Source organism: Thermoanaerobacter wiegelii Rt8.B1, from assembly GCF_000147695.2.
GTDB lineage: Bacteria > Bacillota > Thermoanaerobacteria > Thermoanaerobacterales > Thermoanaerobacteraceae > Thermoanaerobacter > Thermoanaerobacter ethanolicus.
The window spans coordinates 351,333-366,397 of sequence record NC_015958.1 but is presented as its reverse complement, the minus strand read 5'-3'; the positions used below and the strand labels follow the sequence as shown (position 1 = coordinate 366,397).

At 33.0% G+C, this 15,065-nt stretch carries 13 protein-coding genes and 1 pseudogene; 1 reads left to right on the top strand and 13 read right to left on the bottom strand.

The genetic code is table 11. The annotated features are described in order from the left end of the window. The first annotated feature begins 198 nt into the window (after positions 1–198). Positions 199–741 (top strand): IS110 family transposase, encoded by a 543-nt coding sequence (locus THEWI_RS15745; protein ID WP_052877845.1) that lies wholly within the window; start codon positions 199–201, stop codon positions 739–741. Between the two features lie 715 nt (positions 742–1,456). Here THEWI_RS15745 and THEWI_RS01690 read toward each other — a convergent pair. The 13 genes and pseudogenes from THEWI_RS01690 to THEWI_RS14585 all read right to left on the bottom strand — a co-directional run. Continuing rightward, positions 1,457–2,272: pseudogene (locus tag THEWI_RS01690) on the bottom strand (UPF0236 family transposase-like protein); the annotation flags it as partial. A 134-nt stretch (positions 2,273–2,406) separates the two neighbouring features. Continuing rightward, a complete protein-coding gene (locus THEWI_RS01685) occupies positions 2,407–3,402 on the bottom strand; it encodes an arsenic resistance protein (protein ID WP_014062195.1) in 996 nt (331 codons plus the stop codon). Positions 3,403–3,500: 98 nt separating this feature from the next. Continuing rightward, positions 3,501–4,595 carry a TDT family transporter gene (locus THEWI_RS01680; RefSeq protein WP_014062194.1) on the bottom strand — a complete coding sequence of 365 codons (1,095 nt, stop codon included), beginning with the start codon at positions 4,593–4,595 and terminating at the stop codon, positions 3,501–3,503. Between the two features lie 292 nt (positions 4,596–4,887). Further along, positions 4,888–5,259, bottom strand: a complete 372-nt coding sequence (locus tag THEWI_RS01675; RefSeq protein ID WP_014062193.1) for a hypothetical protein — start codon at positions 5,257–5,259, stop codon at positions 4,888–4,890. Positions 5,260–5,264: 5 nt separating this feature from the next. Then, positions 5,265–5,471 (bottom strand): 4Fe-4S dicluster domain-containing protein, encoded by a 207-nt coding sequence (locus THEWI_RS01670; RefSeq protein ID WP_014062192.1) that lies wholly within the window; start codon positions 5,469–5,471, stop codon positions 5,265–5,267. 23 nt (positions 5,472–5,494) lie between these two features. Then, on the bottom strand, positions 5,495–5,815 hold the full coding sequence (locus THEWI_RS01665; RefSeq protein WP_014062191.1) for a NifB/NifX family molybdenum-iron cluster-binding protein: 321 nt from the start codon (positions 5,813–5,815) through the stop codon (positions 5,495–5,497). A gap of 62 nt (positions 5,816–5,877) precedes the next feature. Beyond that, positions 5,878–6,165, bottom strand: a complete 288-nt coding sequence (locus tag THEWI_RS01660; protein WP_014062190.1) for an ArsR/SmtB family transcription factor — start codon at positions 6,163–6,165, stop codon at positions 5,878–5,880. Positions 6,166–6,227: 62 nt separating this feature from the next. Beyond that, entirely contained in the window at positions 6,228–7,391 is a 1,164-nt protein-coding gene (locus THEWI_RS01655; RefSeq protein WP_014062189.1) for a M28 family peptidase, read from the bottom strand. A 24-nt stretch (positions 7,392–7,415) separates the two neighbouring features. Then, positions 7,416–9,764 (bottom strand): WD40 repeat domain-containing protein, encoded by a 2,349-nt coding sequence (locus THEWI_RS01650; RefSeq protein WP_014062188.1) that lies wholly within the window; start codon positions 9,762–9,764, stop codon positions 7,416–7,418. Positions 9,765–9,863: 99 nt separating this feature from the next. Then, a complete protein-coding gene (locus THEWI_RS01645) occupies positions 9,864–12,338 on the bottom strand; it encodes a transglycosylase domain-containing protein (RefSeq protein WP_014062187.1) in 2,475 nt (824 codons plus the stop codon). Positions 12,339–12,513: 175 nt separating this feature from the next. Then, a complete protein-coding gene (locus THEWI_RS01640; protein ID WP_014062186.1) occupies positions 12,514–13,683 on the bottom strand; it encodes an iron-containing alcohol dehydrogenase in 1,170 nt (389 codons plus the stop codon). Between the two features lie 190 nt (positions 13,684–13,873). Further along, positions 13,874–14,467, bottom strand: a complete 594-nt coding sequence (locus THEWI_RS01635; RefSeq protein ID WP_244262281.1) for a BglG family transcription antiterminator — start codon at positions 14,465–14,467, stop codon at positions 13,874–13,876. Between the two features lie 43 nt (positions 14,468–14,510). After that, the gene (locus THEWI_RS14585) at positions 14,511–14,702 is read right to left on the bottom strand and encodes a helix-turn-helix domain-containing protein (RefSeq protein ID WP_244262280.1); all 192 of its coding nucleotides are present in this window, start codon (positions 14,700–14,702) and stop codon (positions 14,511–14,513) included. Between the last annotated feature and the right edge of the window lie 363 nt (positions 14,703–15,065).

The window sequence follows — 15,065 nt, the reverse complement described above, 5'->3', positions numbered from 1 at the left end:
GAGGGAGTGGAATTATTTCTCCCACTCATTGGACTCAAGTCCGCATTTTAACATGTGCAGAATATCTTCTCAAGCACAAATAAGTGTGACTCTGATCACGTACACTAATCATTGTATAAGCAATTCCTTAGTGTTTTTGTGCTGGATATTCAGTCAATGTCTATATATTTTAATTTTTTCTCTTTTGGAGGGTTATTTATGTTAAAAATTGTTCACCCTATCTGCTGTGGCATAGATGTCCACAAAAAATTCCTAGTTGCTGCTATTGCTATTACTGATTCTAACAATGTTACTACTTATGTTAAAAGACGCTTTTCTACCTTTAACTCTGACCTTATTAAGTTAAGGGATTGGCTTCTCAGTTACAATTGTTTCGAAGTCTGCATGGAATCCACCGGTAAGTATTGGATCCCAATCTTTAATGTCCTTGAAAAATCCTGCCATGTTGTTATTGCTAATCCTAAGTATCTCCGTGCCATTAAAGGGCAAAAAACCGATGATAAAGATGCTACTTGGATTGCCGATTTGTTTAAATTCGATATTGTCCCTTCTAGTTTTATTCCTTCTAAGGATATCCGCATGTTACGTGAACTTGTTCGCTATCGTTTTAAACTTATTGGTCATCGCTCTAGTGAAAAAAACAGGCTTCAAAATGCCCTCACCGTATCCAACATCGCTTTAGCCTCCGTCGTCACTGATTCTTTCGGTAAATCTGCTTCTTCTATCATTGATATATCTTAACTTGCGATACTTTTGACCCTGAATACTGCAAGTCACTTCTACACAAAAGGCTTTATAAAAAGGCTGACGACGTAATTCAGTCGATTATTGGATACGAATTGAGGGATGATCAATCAATCAAGATGAAGGTTTGCAGAAAACACTATGATTTTATCAATCAATGTGTTTCTGATTTAGATAAAGCCATTTCTCAATTAGCCAAACCTTATCAAGACTTGATTGATATCGCTGTTACTCTCCCTGGCATAACCGAAAAATCGGCAACTTATATCATCGCTGAAATCGGCTGTCCATGTCTCAAGAGCAGGTGTTTATTTAAAACCTCTCTTAATACAGTGTGCCAATGCAGCAATTAGGGATAAAAAGAATCCTTATTTTAGGCTTAAATATGAACGTATTAAAAAGCGTCGCGGTCATAAACGGGCAATTGTTGCTATTGCTCGTATGATCCTTACTTGTCTCTATCATATGCTTTTGAAAAGGGAACCTTTTAATCCTTCTGACGCCGATTACATTAACATGCCAGAAAAACTTTATCAAAAGCATAAGCAACAATATATTAAGAAAGCTATTAAACTTTTAGAAAAAGAAGGTTGTACTATTATCCCTCCAAAAATTACTTAACATCATTATATATTACCATTATCTGGATTCTGGGCGGCTTTATTTGGTGCCCTTTTTGGCGTGCCCAATTTTCACTATTTCTCTTTCACACTAATCCCTCTTTTATCCACGGTGCCCCATCTCCTGCTATGTATATCTTCTCTATCTTCTCTTCCTTGTAATTTTCTTCTATGTAATTTGCTACATCTATCCATATGTCTTCAGCTTTCTCTCCTACGTATGCCTTGTAATACACATTTTTCAGTACGTTTCTTCCGTTTCTCTCTTCCCTCCCTTCATGTATGTACACCAATCGAGGTGTTTCATCTCCACCCTCTTGTAAAGGTACATGGTCTTCATCTGCCTCTATGTATAATATGTATAATACCCTTACTTCTTTCTTCTCTTTTATTTCTCTCTTTACTTCTACTTCCCCTATTTCCCTTATTGCGTTTAATACCGTCTGTTTACTTAGCTCCTCTGGACATGCTTTTTTACTACTTCTTTCATATGATTCTTCTATCGCGTTTTCTACTAACTTTATCTTTACTCCCTTTTCTATCCTATCGTGCCGCCCTATCTCTAATGCATCATCCACCAAATATGTATATCTCCCATCCTGCCTAGATTTGTAATATGTCATCTCATATTCAATATCTCCAAGAATTGTCGTTAACCTCTTTTTATCTTTTCTTTCTACTATCCATTTTTCTTTCCTTCTCTTGTCTTCTTTTATTATCCTATCTAACTCTTCAATAATTGCTTCTATTACTTCACTACCTAGTTTGTCCGTGATTCCCTTTATTCTTGCTACAAGTCTTGTAATATCCATTCCTTCGTTTAATAAATCGCTAAAAATTTCTATCACTTCTCTAGTGAAATTTAGAGCATTTTGTAGTATAATATCCTCAAAGATATGTTTGTTCACAAGAGACACCCCTTTCTGTGATGTTTTGTTTCCAAGTTCTATTTTATCACAGGGGTTGTCTCTTGTTTTTTTCACACAAAAAATCCTACGATAATTTTACACTATGATAATTTCGCCTCTCTTTAAAAACACAACTATTCATCATAATACTTTTTTATCCATGGAGCTGCTTTTAAGTATAAAATCAACAGAATAATTTGAAATATAGGCATGGTAGCTGCTGGTATAGCAACCATAGGGGAAAAAGCAGCGGTAGCTAAAGCAACAGCCGTTCCATTGTTTTTGCCAGTACTGGCGAAAACAATGGCCATATGCTGCTTGTATGAAAAATGGAATACTTTATTGAGCCATGTAACAACTAAAAGAGTAATTGCTATAAAAATAGCATTTGGAATAAGCAAAAATAATATTAACCCTATTTTATCAACAATCATACCGGCTTTACTAAAAAATATTAAGAAAATTAAAATGTACATTGAAATTATAAATATAGATGGAAAAATTGGTTGTATATTTTTAAATTTCTCTTCTCCAAAAGCTTTCACCAACAAAGTCCTTGTTAAATAGCCTAACATCATTGGCAAAATAAGAACTTCTAATATAGACATAAGCAGTTGGCCTGTCGGTACAGGAACATTCGTATGAGACGCAAAAATTCTCATCCAAAATGGAACTGCAAAAATTGCAGCAATAAAACTTAAAGCTACAATCATAGTGCTTAATTCAACATCTCCTTCAGAAAGGCCTGTATAAGTAATACTCATACTTGAACAAGGAACCACCATAACCAGCAAAAATCCAATTGACAAAGTAGGATCTTTTATCATATATGTTGCAATAAAATATCCAAAAATCGGTGCCCAAACAAAGTTATATATCAAACTCAGTAGCAATGCTTTCCAATTTTTAATTGACTTTAAAAGCAATTCAAGTTTAACATTTACCATCATAGGATAGATGATAAAGAAAACTGCAACAGTATTTAAAAGAGTCAAAAACTGTTGATTTGCTTTTACCCATGAAGTAGCAGTATGATCATAGCCTATCAAAACACCAACGACCATCAATATCAACGTATAGATGAGCATCCAATTATTAAGATGGCTTTGCAATTTTTTAAGATTACCCATTTCTTACACTCCTTTTTGGTTTAAAAAGAACTTTCAAACATTCGATTTATCGAATATTTTAGCTAAAATATTTTGGCCTACTGGCCAAAATATTTAGACTATTTCTTATTACTTTCTGAAGGAAACAATAGTGTCCCATTAAGCGTTCCAATCAAAGACTTTATAAAAGTACTTATCCACAATATAGCAAGTAAAATTGCTAATAATACTGTATACCAGTATATAAGCTGGATTTTTGTATACATAAATACATTATAAGCTGACAAAGTATATGCTGACAGTGGAAATATAAACGCCCACCATGAAAGCGAAAAAGGTATTCCGCCTTCCATAAGGTATTTAATTGTTATTATAACAGTAAGCACAAATGCCCAAAGTCCAAAGCCCCAGAAAATAAGTGAAATCATTTTTATACCATCAACTATTGAAATAAGTCCCATCATTTTTGATGTATCGGCAATACCCATCAAACTTACAGTCCCTACTCCAATAGGACCAAGTATAATCCAAAAAGTTGGTACTGCTATAGCATGCGGCATTTTATGACTTATAAATCTTCCTAAAATAATACTGCTTAGTATGACAAAAAGCATTAATCCAATTCCATAAAATGCTACATCGGTAATATTTATTAATTTTGCTAATTCAACATTTTTTGTTGCGTAAACTTTAACAAGGAGATTTCCTAACAAGGGCACTACAATACTTGCAACAGGAGTGATATACCATGAATAATTTGTAAGTTCAGGTCCTATATTTTCTGTTATCATCATATTGTATGTTACAAAAACTCCAAAAATTAAGGCAAGAGCAACACCATATATCCACAAAATAGTACCTAAGATAACAATAAAAGCCATGCTAAAAAATTCTTTACCTATTATAAAAAAGTTTGTCCCAAGAATTAAACCTCCCACGGGCATAGTAACAAAAAAGTTAGACATAACTGGATGCTTTAAATCCTCTATTAATTTATCAAAATGTAAAAACCATCTTCCTACCCATGGAATTATAAATATAAAAAACAAAAATATATTTAAAAAGAAAAGTGCTACGGCTGCTGGTTTTAAAAAAGGCATTCTTGCACTTAACAAATAAAGAACATTAGCAAATCCACCAGTACCCATAACGGATGCATACCATGCCGGTGAAAAGTGCCTTATAATGCAGTTAAAGCATATTCTGTGTTCCATTGGTCGCTCCTCCATTAATATATTCGAATTAACGAATATATTATATCAACATAATTAACATATGTCAATAAATAATATTAAACTCTCTTTTAACTAACCCTCTATTTTTCTTTTTAAACAGCATTCTTATTCATATCTTTGTAAGACTTCCTTAATTGTTTCTCTCTTTTTCAAAAAATAGCAATAATAAAACAATTTAATATTGGTAATACTATAAAAGTATAACTTCGATTACTGCTAAATATTTATTAGTTTTAGCAGTAATCGAAGTTTCACCTTTTGTTAAAGTAATTTATTTTTGAGATTCTTCTCTTTGAGAAACAGCCTTTTTGATTTCATCTATAACCTGCTCTGTATTCATGTTTCTTATTTCAATTCCAATGTGCTTATCTCTAGGAAAGCCTACATCGTCAAAAGCATCTCTGTACATTTTCTTTTGCATTGTAGGGTCACAAGCAGCGACATAAAGTTCATCTATTTGTGCCCCTCTTAATAGTTCCCTTAAATACCTATCTCCATCATCTGCACAAAGTTGAGGATGTAATCCTACCCATTCAAAAATACCCTCTCTTCTTAAAGTGTTTAAAACTTCAAATGTGTCCATTTCTTGAAATGATGGGCAAGTACCTTGGCATACGCATAAAAGCAATCCTTTTTTGCTCATAAAAATTACCTCCTATCTCCAAAATATGTTATAGCTTCATTATCACAAACTTTTGAACATCCACGGCAAAATTCCACGCAGTTGTCTGGATTTACAACATCCGGATATCCATCGTCACCGATGGTATAAACGTCGTGTGGACAAAAGTTCACACATTGGTAGCACTGAATGCATTTATCCTCATCTATTATTGGATACCAATTTTTTGCCACATGTTTCACCTCCTCTCCAGTGTTTAAAGCTCTTTCAACATATCAGCTATCCTTCCATTTACATTCTTTATAACTTCTATATCATTTAATAAAAGCTCATTTTCTATGTCAGCATTATCTACAACTGAAATTACGATTTTTTGTGCATTGGTATTTTTGATAAAATCGACAAAATTTTGTGCATTTATTTCCTGTTCTTTAAAAAAAGGGTTTTCTATATTCTTAACCTTTTTAAGTTTGCCATTTTCAATTTCTGCAACAGTAAAATATTCTGATAAAGCAATGTTATTTCCTATATCGCTATTTAAACCAAGATGATTCTTTGATGCAAAAGCAATTATCATTAATTTTCACCTCCTTTTATATTGCTATATTCGAATATTCAAATATATCAAGTAAAAAAACTCTATTTTTTAACAGAAAAAACATTTTTTACTTCGTCAATAATATTTGTGATATTTTTATCTGTCAAAGAATAATAAATTATAGTGCCTTCTCTTCTAGTTTTTACCATTTTGTTTGCTCTTAACACCATCAAATGCCTTGATACATGAGATTGATCTAAGTTTAATGCTGCCATCATCTGACACACACACATTTCTTTTTTGCTTAAAAGTTCTATTATTTTTATCCTTGTAGGATGAGATAATGCCTTAAAATATTCGGCAGCTTCAGTATATACGTCAGCTTCCACTTTTTTCACCCTTTCATATACATTATATTCGATTTTTCAAATATAGTCAAGTTAATTTTTTGTCAATTTAATCTTTGTGCTACTTTAACCAAATATTCCTTAAAAAATTCCTCTTCATAACTTAAAAGTTCTGTATCGACATTTTCTATTGTATCTGTATGCCAATGGTAGTTACCTAGTCTTCCATTTTCATCTTTTCCAAGAAACGCTATTGCATCAAATCCAGCAGCTATTGCTGGAAGAGCATCTGTAGGAAGGAGCAAATTTTTCATTTTTTGAATTTTTCCGTCATGACCTTTTACCATCTCCTCTGCTATATCAAGTAACATTTTCCCGGCTCTTTTATAAAATATCATTCCTTCCCCCTCAAGGTACGTAATTTTTCCAGTTCCAAGGTTGTCAAGTATTATAAATTTGGTATCTAAAGTAAGTTTTTTTCTATATTTTTTTATAAAATTTTTCATCCCTCTTTCTCCTGTTTCTTCACTTCCAGTAAATAAAAATACCATATCAACATCATCTGGAAACTTGTCTTTATGGTTTATATAATAATTTGCCAATGCTAGAGTAAGAGCTGTCCCTGTGCCATTATCATTTGCTCCTTGTGTGTACCTACCCGTCACTTCACATACAGCCATAAAAATTATATTTGCAAAAACAATAATAAGCCCTATATACAATATCACAGAAGCTATAACATCTAAATTAAAAATATTAAGCAAAATTCCAATTGGAATAAGTCCAAATCCTATATATGAAATGTTGTAAATTACACTTAGTTTATCGACAATTTTAGGATGAAACATAAGACTTCCTCTTTGCGTATCATAATGAGCTGATACAATTATTCTTTTGCTGCGGCTTTCATCAAAACTTGTAAAAACATTTTGTGACAAAAACTTCGGCATTATACTAGTTTCAACAGGCTTACCACTTATTTCTAATAACAAAAGACCTATTGCAAATAAACTGAGTAAAAATGCTGCTATTTCTAAAGGTCCGCCGTACATCTGTGAGAAAAAACCGCAAATAAATAACAAAACACCCACTTGTAAAGGAAGCATGTAGAGATTGTCTCTTGTAGTTTTAAAAGTCTGCTTCTCAACCTTATACCCCATCTTCTTCAATTCCTGCAAAATATACTCTGCGGCTTGCCTTTCATTTTTTGTCGCAGAGCCCCTGTGTTCAAACTTAGTCAATTCCTTTAAATAGTCAATGCTCTTCAAATTAAAAGCCCCCTCTCAGTAAAACTATTTATTGCGATACTTATATACGTAACCATCTGCGGAATATATGTACAAGTTAGAACCATCCTCCGTAATAGCAATATCATAAATACCGCTTTTATGATAATAACTATATAAAGTATTTCCTTGTTTGTCGTACATAGTTATTTTATTAGCATTGTTTATGGTATTGTCATATTCTTGAGATAAAATTACTATATAATTTCCATCAGGTGTCATAACTGCTTTTTTAACTTTCCAACTAGAAGTTATAGTTTTTGTCATATTAAAATTGTTAAAAAATGTAATATAATATTCTTTATAATCTTTGCTGAAAGATATTAGAACCGCTGCTTTCCCATCTTTAGACATTAAAGCTTGTTGTATAACTCCTTTTTTTGTATAGTTTTCACTTAAAAGTGCCTTTTCTCTATTATAAAATCCAATACTACCGTCAAAACCTAAGAGTAAAAACGCTTTTCCATCCTCTGAAGCTGTTATAAAAGGTTCATTGCTTTTCATGTCTTTATTATAAAAAACTTTGCCGCTAAAATCCATCGCTAAAATTCCAGAAGAATTACCATCATCAAAAGAGGCAGTTACTATATCTTTATTTATAGATAAGTCATAAACAAAAGTAGATTTTATTTTTTGCTCCCATATCATATACCCTTTATCATTAAAAAAATCAATAAAAGAGCCATATTCCTCATTTTCAGGCGTTGATACTGCATAGGAAAAATATTCTCCATCAGGAGATACAGAAACGGAAGTTACTTCGTGCCCTTTTATTATGTATTTGTGGGAAATCACCATACCTGACTTATCATAAACTATCACTTCACTGCCTTTTTCATCTTCTATGACTAAAGCAATTAACTCTCCATTGCGAGATAAATCCAAAAATTTGATAGGTTTACTTGTACCTACCATCCAAAACTGATTGCCATTTTTTGTAGCCTTTATCAAATTAGTATTTTTAGCTATATAAATATTTTCTAATTCATCCGTAAATATAAAAGCATTTTCTCCTTCAATATCTTCATTTAACAACCTTTTCCAGACAAACTCAGGATATTTTCCGTTTATAGGGCGAGGTATAATGTCCATTTTCCCATTGTGATAGTCATATACTGATATAGATTTAGAAGACTGTGCCATAATTCTTTTGCCATCTGGAGAAAATTTAAGCATTGCTATAGTATCATAGACTTTGGCAGTCCAAATCATATTTCCACTTTCATCCATGACCCCTATGTAATCTTTAGTTTTCGCGTTAGGAATTGTTGTGCCATTTATAGCAAAATAAGTATTATTCCCTTCAAAACGCACATCATTTATAAGTCCGTAATTTACTACAATATAATCTACAAGCTTTCCACAACTATCATAAATTTTAGAAACTCCATAATTGCCTATAACAAACTTAGTAGCATCTTTATTAGTGTAAAACCTCTCTGCTATCGTTGGGATCTCTGTTTTGTCGCCATTTAATTTTTCTATATAAAGTTTTTTATCAAAATAACTGGAAAATAAAATTGTATTGCCATCAGCAGATAATAAAGCCGAAATTTTTGTCATGCCAGAAGTTCCTTCTACCTTTGATGGGCTGAGCGGCATCTTTATTCTTTTTATCATTTTCCCATTTCTATTATACACATAAATGTTATATTGTAGCAAATCACTAGAGGAAAGATAAAGAACATCATTTTCTTTCTCTTGCATCAAATTATTGTTGTCATTTCTATTACTTAAATCAATAAACAAAAATTTTTCGCTATTATCGCTAAAATTTTCAAGTTTCGGTATTACATGATTTATCTTTTTGACAATTTTATTTTGATTGAACAATATTAATTCGCCATCAGCTGGATAATTATCCTTATAGTATACATTGGAAATAACAACAGCTTCTCCATCAGGAGACACCATAGCATCTAACACATTCTTTTGATAATCAATCTTTTTAGACTCCACATTATAATTTAAAATTTCAGTTAACTTATCATCATAAAGTGCTATTTCTGTTTCTCCTTTTTTAACCACAAATTTATTTAAAGAGGTATTTAATATTCTATAATCTGCTTTTGTCCCCAAAAGTTTTTCTTCAATCATTTTATCTTTGTCATAACTTCTCAAATATATGTTGCCATCTTTATACACTAAAGTAACGATTTCATCTTCTGATATAAATGTCGTATCAAAAAATCTTTCTCCATTACTTTGAATTGTCCACAAAGGCACATTGCCGTCTTGCAAGGCGGCATTTGCAATATTTTTCGGAGGTTTTATAGCTTCCCCTGGGGTTTTTAAATTGTCACACCCTGATAAAAATAACACTAAAACCATCATTAATAAAACAATCTTTTTCAAATTTAACCCCTCCAACTGTACCTTAAGTTAATAATAGCACATTTTATAAAAACAAACTGAAGCATACTTGAAAGCTATGCTTTCAAGTATGCTTTTTTCTCATGGTGTTGGATTTGTTGTGGGAGGAAAGTTATTACTAGGCGGAGTAGTTTGAGAATTACCATTGTTAGGAGGCGGATTGGTCGTTTCTCCTCCAGGAGGTTGCTCTGTACCACCGTTATTAGCGGGCGGTGGTTGAGTATTATCCCCTGGAGCATTACCATTAGTAGAATTCTGTGGTGGCGGAACAATATCGTCGTATTCTTTTGGAACCACATATTTTCCATCTAGTGCAACTGCATTCTGCGCTGGTGTTCTACCCGGTGGATCTATAAACACAGCTTCTTTTACCAAATCAGGAGGAGTTAAATCCGTTGCTAGTTTACCATTTTGAGAATTTATTTTAACCATTACGTGAACAGTACAATAAGTTGTGGGTTGGGTACCTTGTGCAAAAATTTCAGTATAGGTTCTGTCACCCCGAGGATCTAAATGACACAAATCTGTAGGAAGTTCTCCTGAATCGCGACATACTGTCGCAGAAATAATTCCTGATGGCCTTACAAAATCTTTATATGGTAAATCTTTGTGTATCTGAAGCATCACTGTCTTCCACAACTGAGCAGGGTAACTGCCACCTACTACCTTAGTACCTGTTCTGGTATCGTATAATGAAATAGAATTATTATCATAGCCCATCCACACAGTAGCAACATAATAAGGAGTAAAACCTGAAAACCATGCATTACTGTAATTATCAGTAGTTCCAGTTTTACCAGCAACAGGCATATTAGGAATCCTCGCACGAGTACCTGTGCCGTATTTTACAACGTCTTGCATCATGTTCATTAATATATAAGCATTTTGCTCGCTTAAAACTACATGTCTTAACGGTTTATTTTCTAAAATCAAATTCCCTTCAGAATCTGTGACTTTAGTAAAAGTAATAGGTGTTGTATAAACTCCTCCATTTGCAATTGCCCCATAAGCAGCAGCTTCTTGAAGAGGCGTAACTCCTTTGTAAAGTCCCCCAAGGGCAAGAGCGGGTAAATACATATCGTTCTTGGTTATATCAAGTCCAAATTTTTTGCCATAGTTTGCAGAAGTAGCTATACCTATCCTATCAACAACTTTGACAGCAGGGATGTTTAATGAATGAGTCAAAGCTTCTCTCAAGGTAACAAGCCCTCTATAAGTGGAACTTTCGTAATTGTGAGGAGTCCAATTGCCAAAAGTTGTTGGAACATCATCAACAACTGTTGCTGCGGTGAGCCCACTTTCCAAAGCCGGTCCATAAACTGTAAGAGGTTTTATTGAAGAGCCCGGTTGTCTATAAGCTTGAGTTGCCCTATTGAATCCTCTAACTATATTAGAAGTATCACGTCCCCCTACAAGTCCCTTAACTTCTCCTGTTCTCCAATCCATAACAACCATTGCACCCTGAACTTCGTCTTTAATCTTTGAATTCATAGGAAAAAGTTCTGGGTTTTTAAAAGCCTCTTCAACATAATTTTGTATTTTCAAATCCATTGTCGAATAAATTCTGAGTCCGCCATTATATATTTTGTTTATTGCTTCGTCATGAGAAATATTGAGTTTTTTAGACAATTCATCTGCTACATCATTTATGACTTGGTCTATAAAATATTTATGTTCATATGTGGTAAAATTCGTCTTTTTAAATACCAATTTCTCTGCTATTGCTTTATCGTACTGTTCTTTAGTAATATACCCTTGTTCGAGCATTTCTTTTAAAACAAGGTGTTGTCTTTGTGTAGCAGCTTCTAAATTGGCATAAGGTGAATACAGTGACGGGTTATTAGTAATGCCAGCAATCATAGCAGATTCGGCTAAATCTAATTGGCTTACATCTTTGCCAAAGTAAGCTAAAGCTGCTGCCTGCACTCCATAAGCATTTACATTAGGCCCTCCAAGATATATTGTATTAAGGTATGCTTCAAGTATTTGCTCTTTTGTATACTTTTGTTCTAATCTCCACGCAAGTACAGCCTCTTGTATTTTTCTGGTAAGTGTTTTTTCATTGGAAAGCATGGTATTTTTTATAAGCTGTTGCGTTATAGTACTTGCACCCTGAACAGGTTTACCTCCTGCTTTAATATCTGCAATAAGAGCTCCAATGATTCTTTTGGGGTCAATCCCTAAATTATTTTTATAAAACCTTTGGTCTTCTATAGCAACAAAAGCATTTTGCAAATCTTTGGGTATTTTTTCTATAGGAACCCACAGCCTATTGTCAGCCCCATGAAGTATTGCTACTCTTTGCCACTGACCATTGCTGTCTTTTGCATATACAATGGAGGATTGGCTTTGTGCTGTCAAAGCCTCCTGCGAAATCGGTGGAGTATTTTTAATTATTGCCCAAACTTTGCCTCCTATTACCCCAACTCCTATAAAAATCAAAATCAATATTGCATATCCTAAAAATTTTAATATATTTCTAATGGTACTGTTGTTTTCATTTTTTCTTTTATGCTTTCTCCTTTCACTTCGCTTTAAATTTGCATTATTTTCCATATCGATCCCCCATATTAAAAATACTCGGTTCACACGTCACATTTTGTCAATATAGATTATATCATAAATTATATCAGTTTTTATGTCCAATTTGTAACAAATTATTAATTAATTATTAAAAAAATATAAAATCACAGCAAAAAAGTCAGCCAATAATGACTGACTTTTAGAAATTCTACTTTGCTAATTTATAGATATTAATGACATCTTCCTTTCCTAACTTTACGAAATTGCCGAGTTTTTTGTTGCCATTGTCTGTACATTTATTGGCCATCTCTTCAAATCTGTCATCAGAAATGCCTGCTTCTTTAAGGGTAACAGGAAGACCAATCTCTTTAAAAAATTCTGTCATTCGTCTTATACCCTCTAATGCTATGTCTTCGAGGTTTTCATAAGGTAAGTCCACATCCCATACTCTTACAGCAAATTGTACAAAGCGATTTATATCATGCTTGTATACATATTTCATCCAGGCTGGAAAGATAATTGCAAGTCCTGCTCCATGAGCAATATCGTAAATAGCGCTTAGTTCATGTTCAATTCTATGGGAAGCCCAATCTCCTATCCTTCCTGTGCTTAATAAATCATTGTGTGCGATGGTACCCGCCCACATAATTTCTGCCCTTGCATTGTAATTTGTTGGGTCTTTTAGCACAATACGCACATTATTTATAACAGTTTTTAAAGTAGCTTCACAAAGCCTATCAGTCAAATCAACATTTTTGACATTTGTAAAATATCTTTCCATGACGTGGGCCATAATATCTGCAACACCACAGGCCGTTTGATAATTGGGTAATGTATATGTAAGCTCTGGATTCATAATTGCAAACTTAGGCCTTATCAAGTCATGATGAAACCCTTTTTTAAACCATCCGTCTTCATTTGTAATAACTGTAGCATCGCTTGCCTCACTTCCTGTTGCAGGGATAGTTAAGATGACACCTACAGGTAAAGCCTCTTCAAGCTGCGCTTTTCCCGCAAAAAAGTCCCACACATTTCCCTCATAAGGCACACCCATTGCAATAGCCTTTGCAGTGTCAATAACGCTTCCTCCGCCAACAGCTAAAATAAAATCGATATTATTTTCTCGGCATAATTTTATTCCTTCCTGCACAAGGCTAAGCCTTGGATTAGGCTTTACACCTGATAGCTCTATAAACTCAACTCCAACTTCTTTTAAAGAATTTACAACTTTATCATATAGGCCAGACTTTTTTATACTTCCTCCACCATAACAAAACAACACTTTGTTGCTATACTTTTTTACCTCTTCACCCACTTGATGTTCTGTTCCCTTACCAAAAATAATTTTTGTAGGGCTTGAAAAAACAAAGTTTTCCATAAAATCACTCCCCCAAAAGTCTTTTATCGTGTTGCCATATGTGAAGTTATCAAGATGTCAAAACACATTAATAAAAATGTCCCTTAGAAAATTATAACACAAAGGGAGAAAATAATGAAATGGGATAAAGGTAAAAGTCAACAGTAGCGCTGGACGCAAAACGAATACATCACAAAATTTCTTAGCTTTCTCATTTACAAATTCCACCTACGGGCATATTTATATCAAAACTCTTTTCTATGGCTTTAACTATTCCTTGTGCAATCTTATATTCTTTTTTATCTTTCATATTTTTAAAAGCTTCATTGGAAACGTTTATTGTTTTATTTTGCTTTATTCTCTTAATTGCAATTGCTATATGAATTAGTAAGGTATAAAATGCAATATCTGAAAGTTTATAATCCATCTCTTTTTGAGCATCAATTATGATATTTTTCATTTTTTCAAGACTAATATCTTTAAACATCTCTTCAAAAGCAGACACATCATATAATGCCGATTTATTATTTTGTTCATTAAGGTAGTCAGATATTGCAAATCTTAGATTCATTTCATTCCATTCGATTTTAATGCCATCATTAGGCTTTCTAAAAAGTTTAAGGTTATGCTTTGTAAGCCATTCTACTGCTTTATTTACATCATTTACTATCGTTGATTTACTTACATAAAGATCTCTCGCAAGTTCCTCAAATGTAATAAAGCAATCATTATATAAAAGTTTCTTAATTATACACCTTACCCTTTCTTCCGGCATGGTAGGAACGACGTAGTTATCATCATCCATCACTTCTTTTATAATACCTTTTTCTTTATCACCTCCAGTGAATCTAATGAAATATCCTACTCCCGGGAGTGAAATTATTTTCTATTGATTTATCTTTCAGCTCTTCGTTTAATTCTTTTATATCATTCCGTATTGTTCTTGAAGACACACCAAGTAATTTTGATAGATATTCACTTGTAATCGGCTTTTTATTTTCAAGTAGCTTCTTGAGAATCTTCTTTTTGCGCGCATCCATTTGATGATCAACCTTTTAAGAGCTTACCCATCGTTTACAGTTGTATTATAACAAGTAAGTGTCTAAATTAAAATTTATTACTTTTCCATAATAAATGCGGAAATTTTAAATGTTTTATAATAAAATCCACTTCGTCGATACAATAATATTTCTTCAAGATGATTTTGTATAGTGGCTATTTTCAGGAATTATTCGTTTGGCGTATTTTACACACACTAATGCAATTTTACTTATTATGATTATGTTATCATCTACTTTGTGTTATTATAGATGCAGAATGAAAAAAGTAAAGCAAGAAACAAAAAATTTTGCGATAAATATCTTGGATTTCTGAATACTATAATGTTCCTAACTATGGAAAGT

Coding starts and splice junctions, on each gene's coding strand:
- THEWI_RS15745 (WP_052877845.1), top strand. CDS start 199: ATGTTAAAAATTGTTCACCCTATCTGCTGTGGCATAGATGTCCACAAA.
- THEWI_RS01685 (WP_014062195.1), bottom strand. CDS start 3,402: ATGGGTAATCTTAAAAAATTGCAAAGCCATCTTAATAATTGGATGCTC.
- THEWI_RS01680 (WP_014062194.1), bottom strand. CDS start 4,595: ATGGAACACAGAATATGCTTTAACTGCATTATAAGGCACTTTTCACCG.
- THEWI_RS01675 (WP_014062193.1), bottom strand. CDS start 5,259: ATGAGCAAAAAAGGATTGCTTTTATGCGTATGCCAAGGTACTTGCCCA.
- THEWI_RS01665 (WP_014062191.1), bottom strand. CDS start 5,815: ATGATAATTGCTTTTGCATCAAAGAATCATCTTGGTTTAAATAGCGAT.
- THEWI_RS01645 (WP_014062187.1), bottom strand. CDS start 12,338: ATGGAAAATAATGCAAATTTAAAGCGAAGTGAAAGGAGAAAGCATAAA.
- THEWI_RS01640 (WP_014062186.1), bottom strand. CDS start 13,683: ATGGAAAACTTTGTTTTTTCAAGCCCTACAAAAATTATTTTTGGTAAG.
- THEWI_RS01635 (WP_244262281.1), bottom strand. CDS start 14,467: ATGGATGATGATAACTACGTCGTTCCTACCATGCCGGAAGAAAGGGTA.
- THEWI_RS14585 (WP_244262280.1), bottom strand. CDS start 14,702: ATGGATGCGCGCAAAAAGAAGATTCTCAAGAAGCTACTTGAAAATAAA.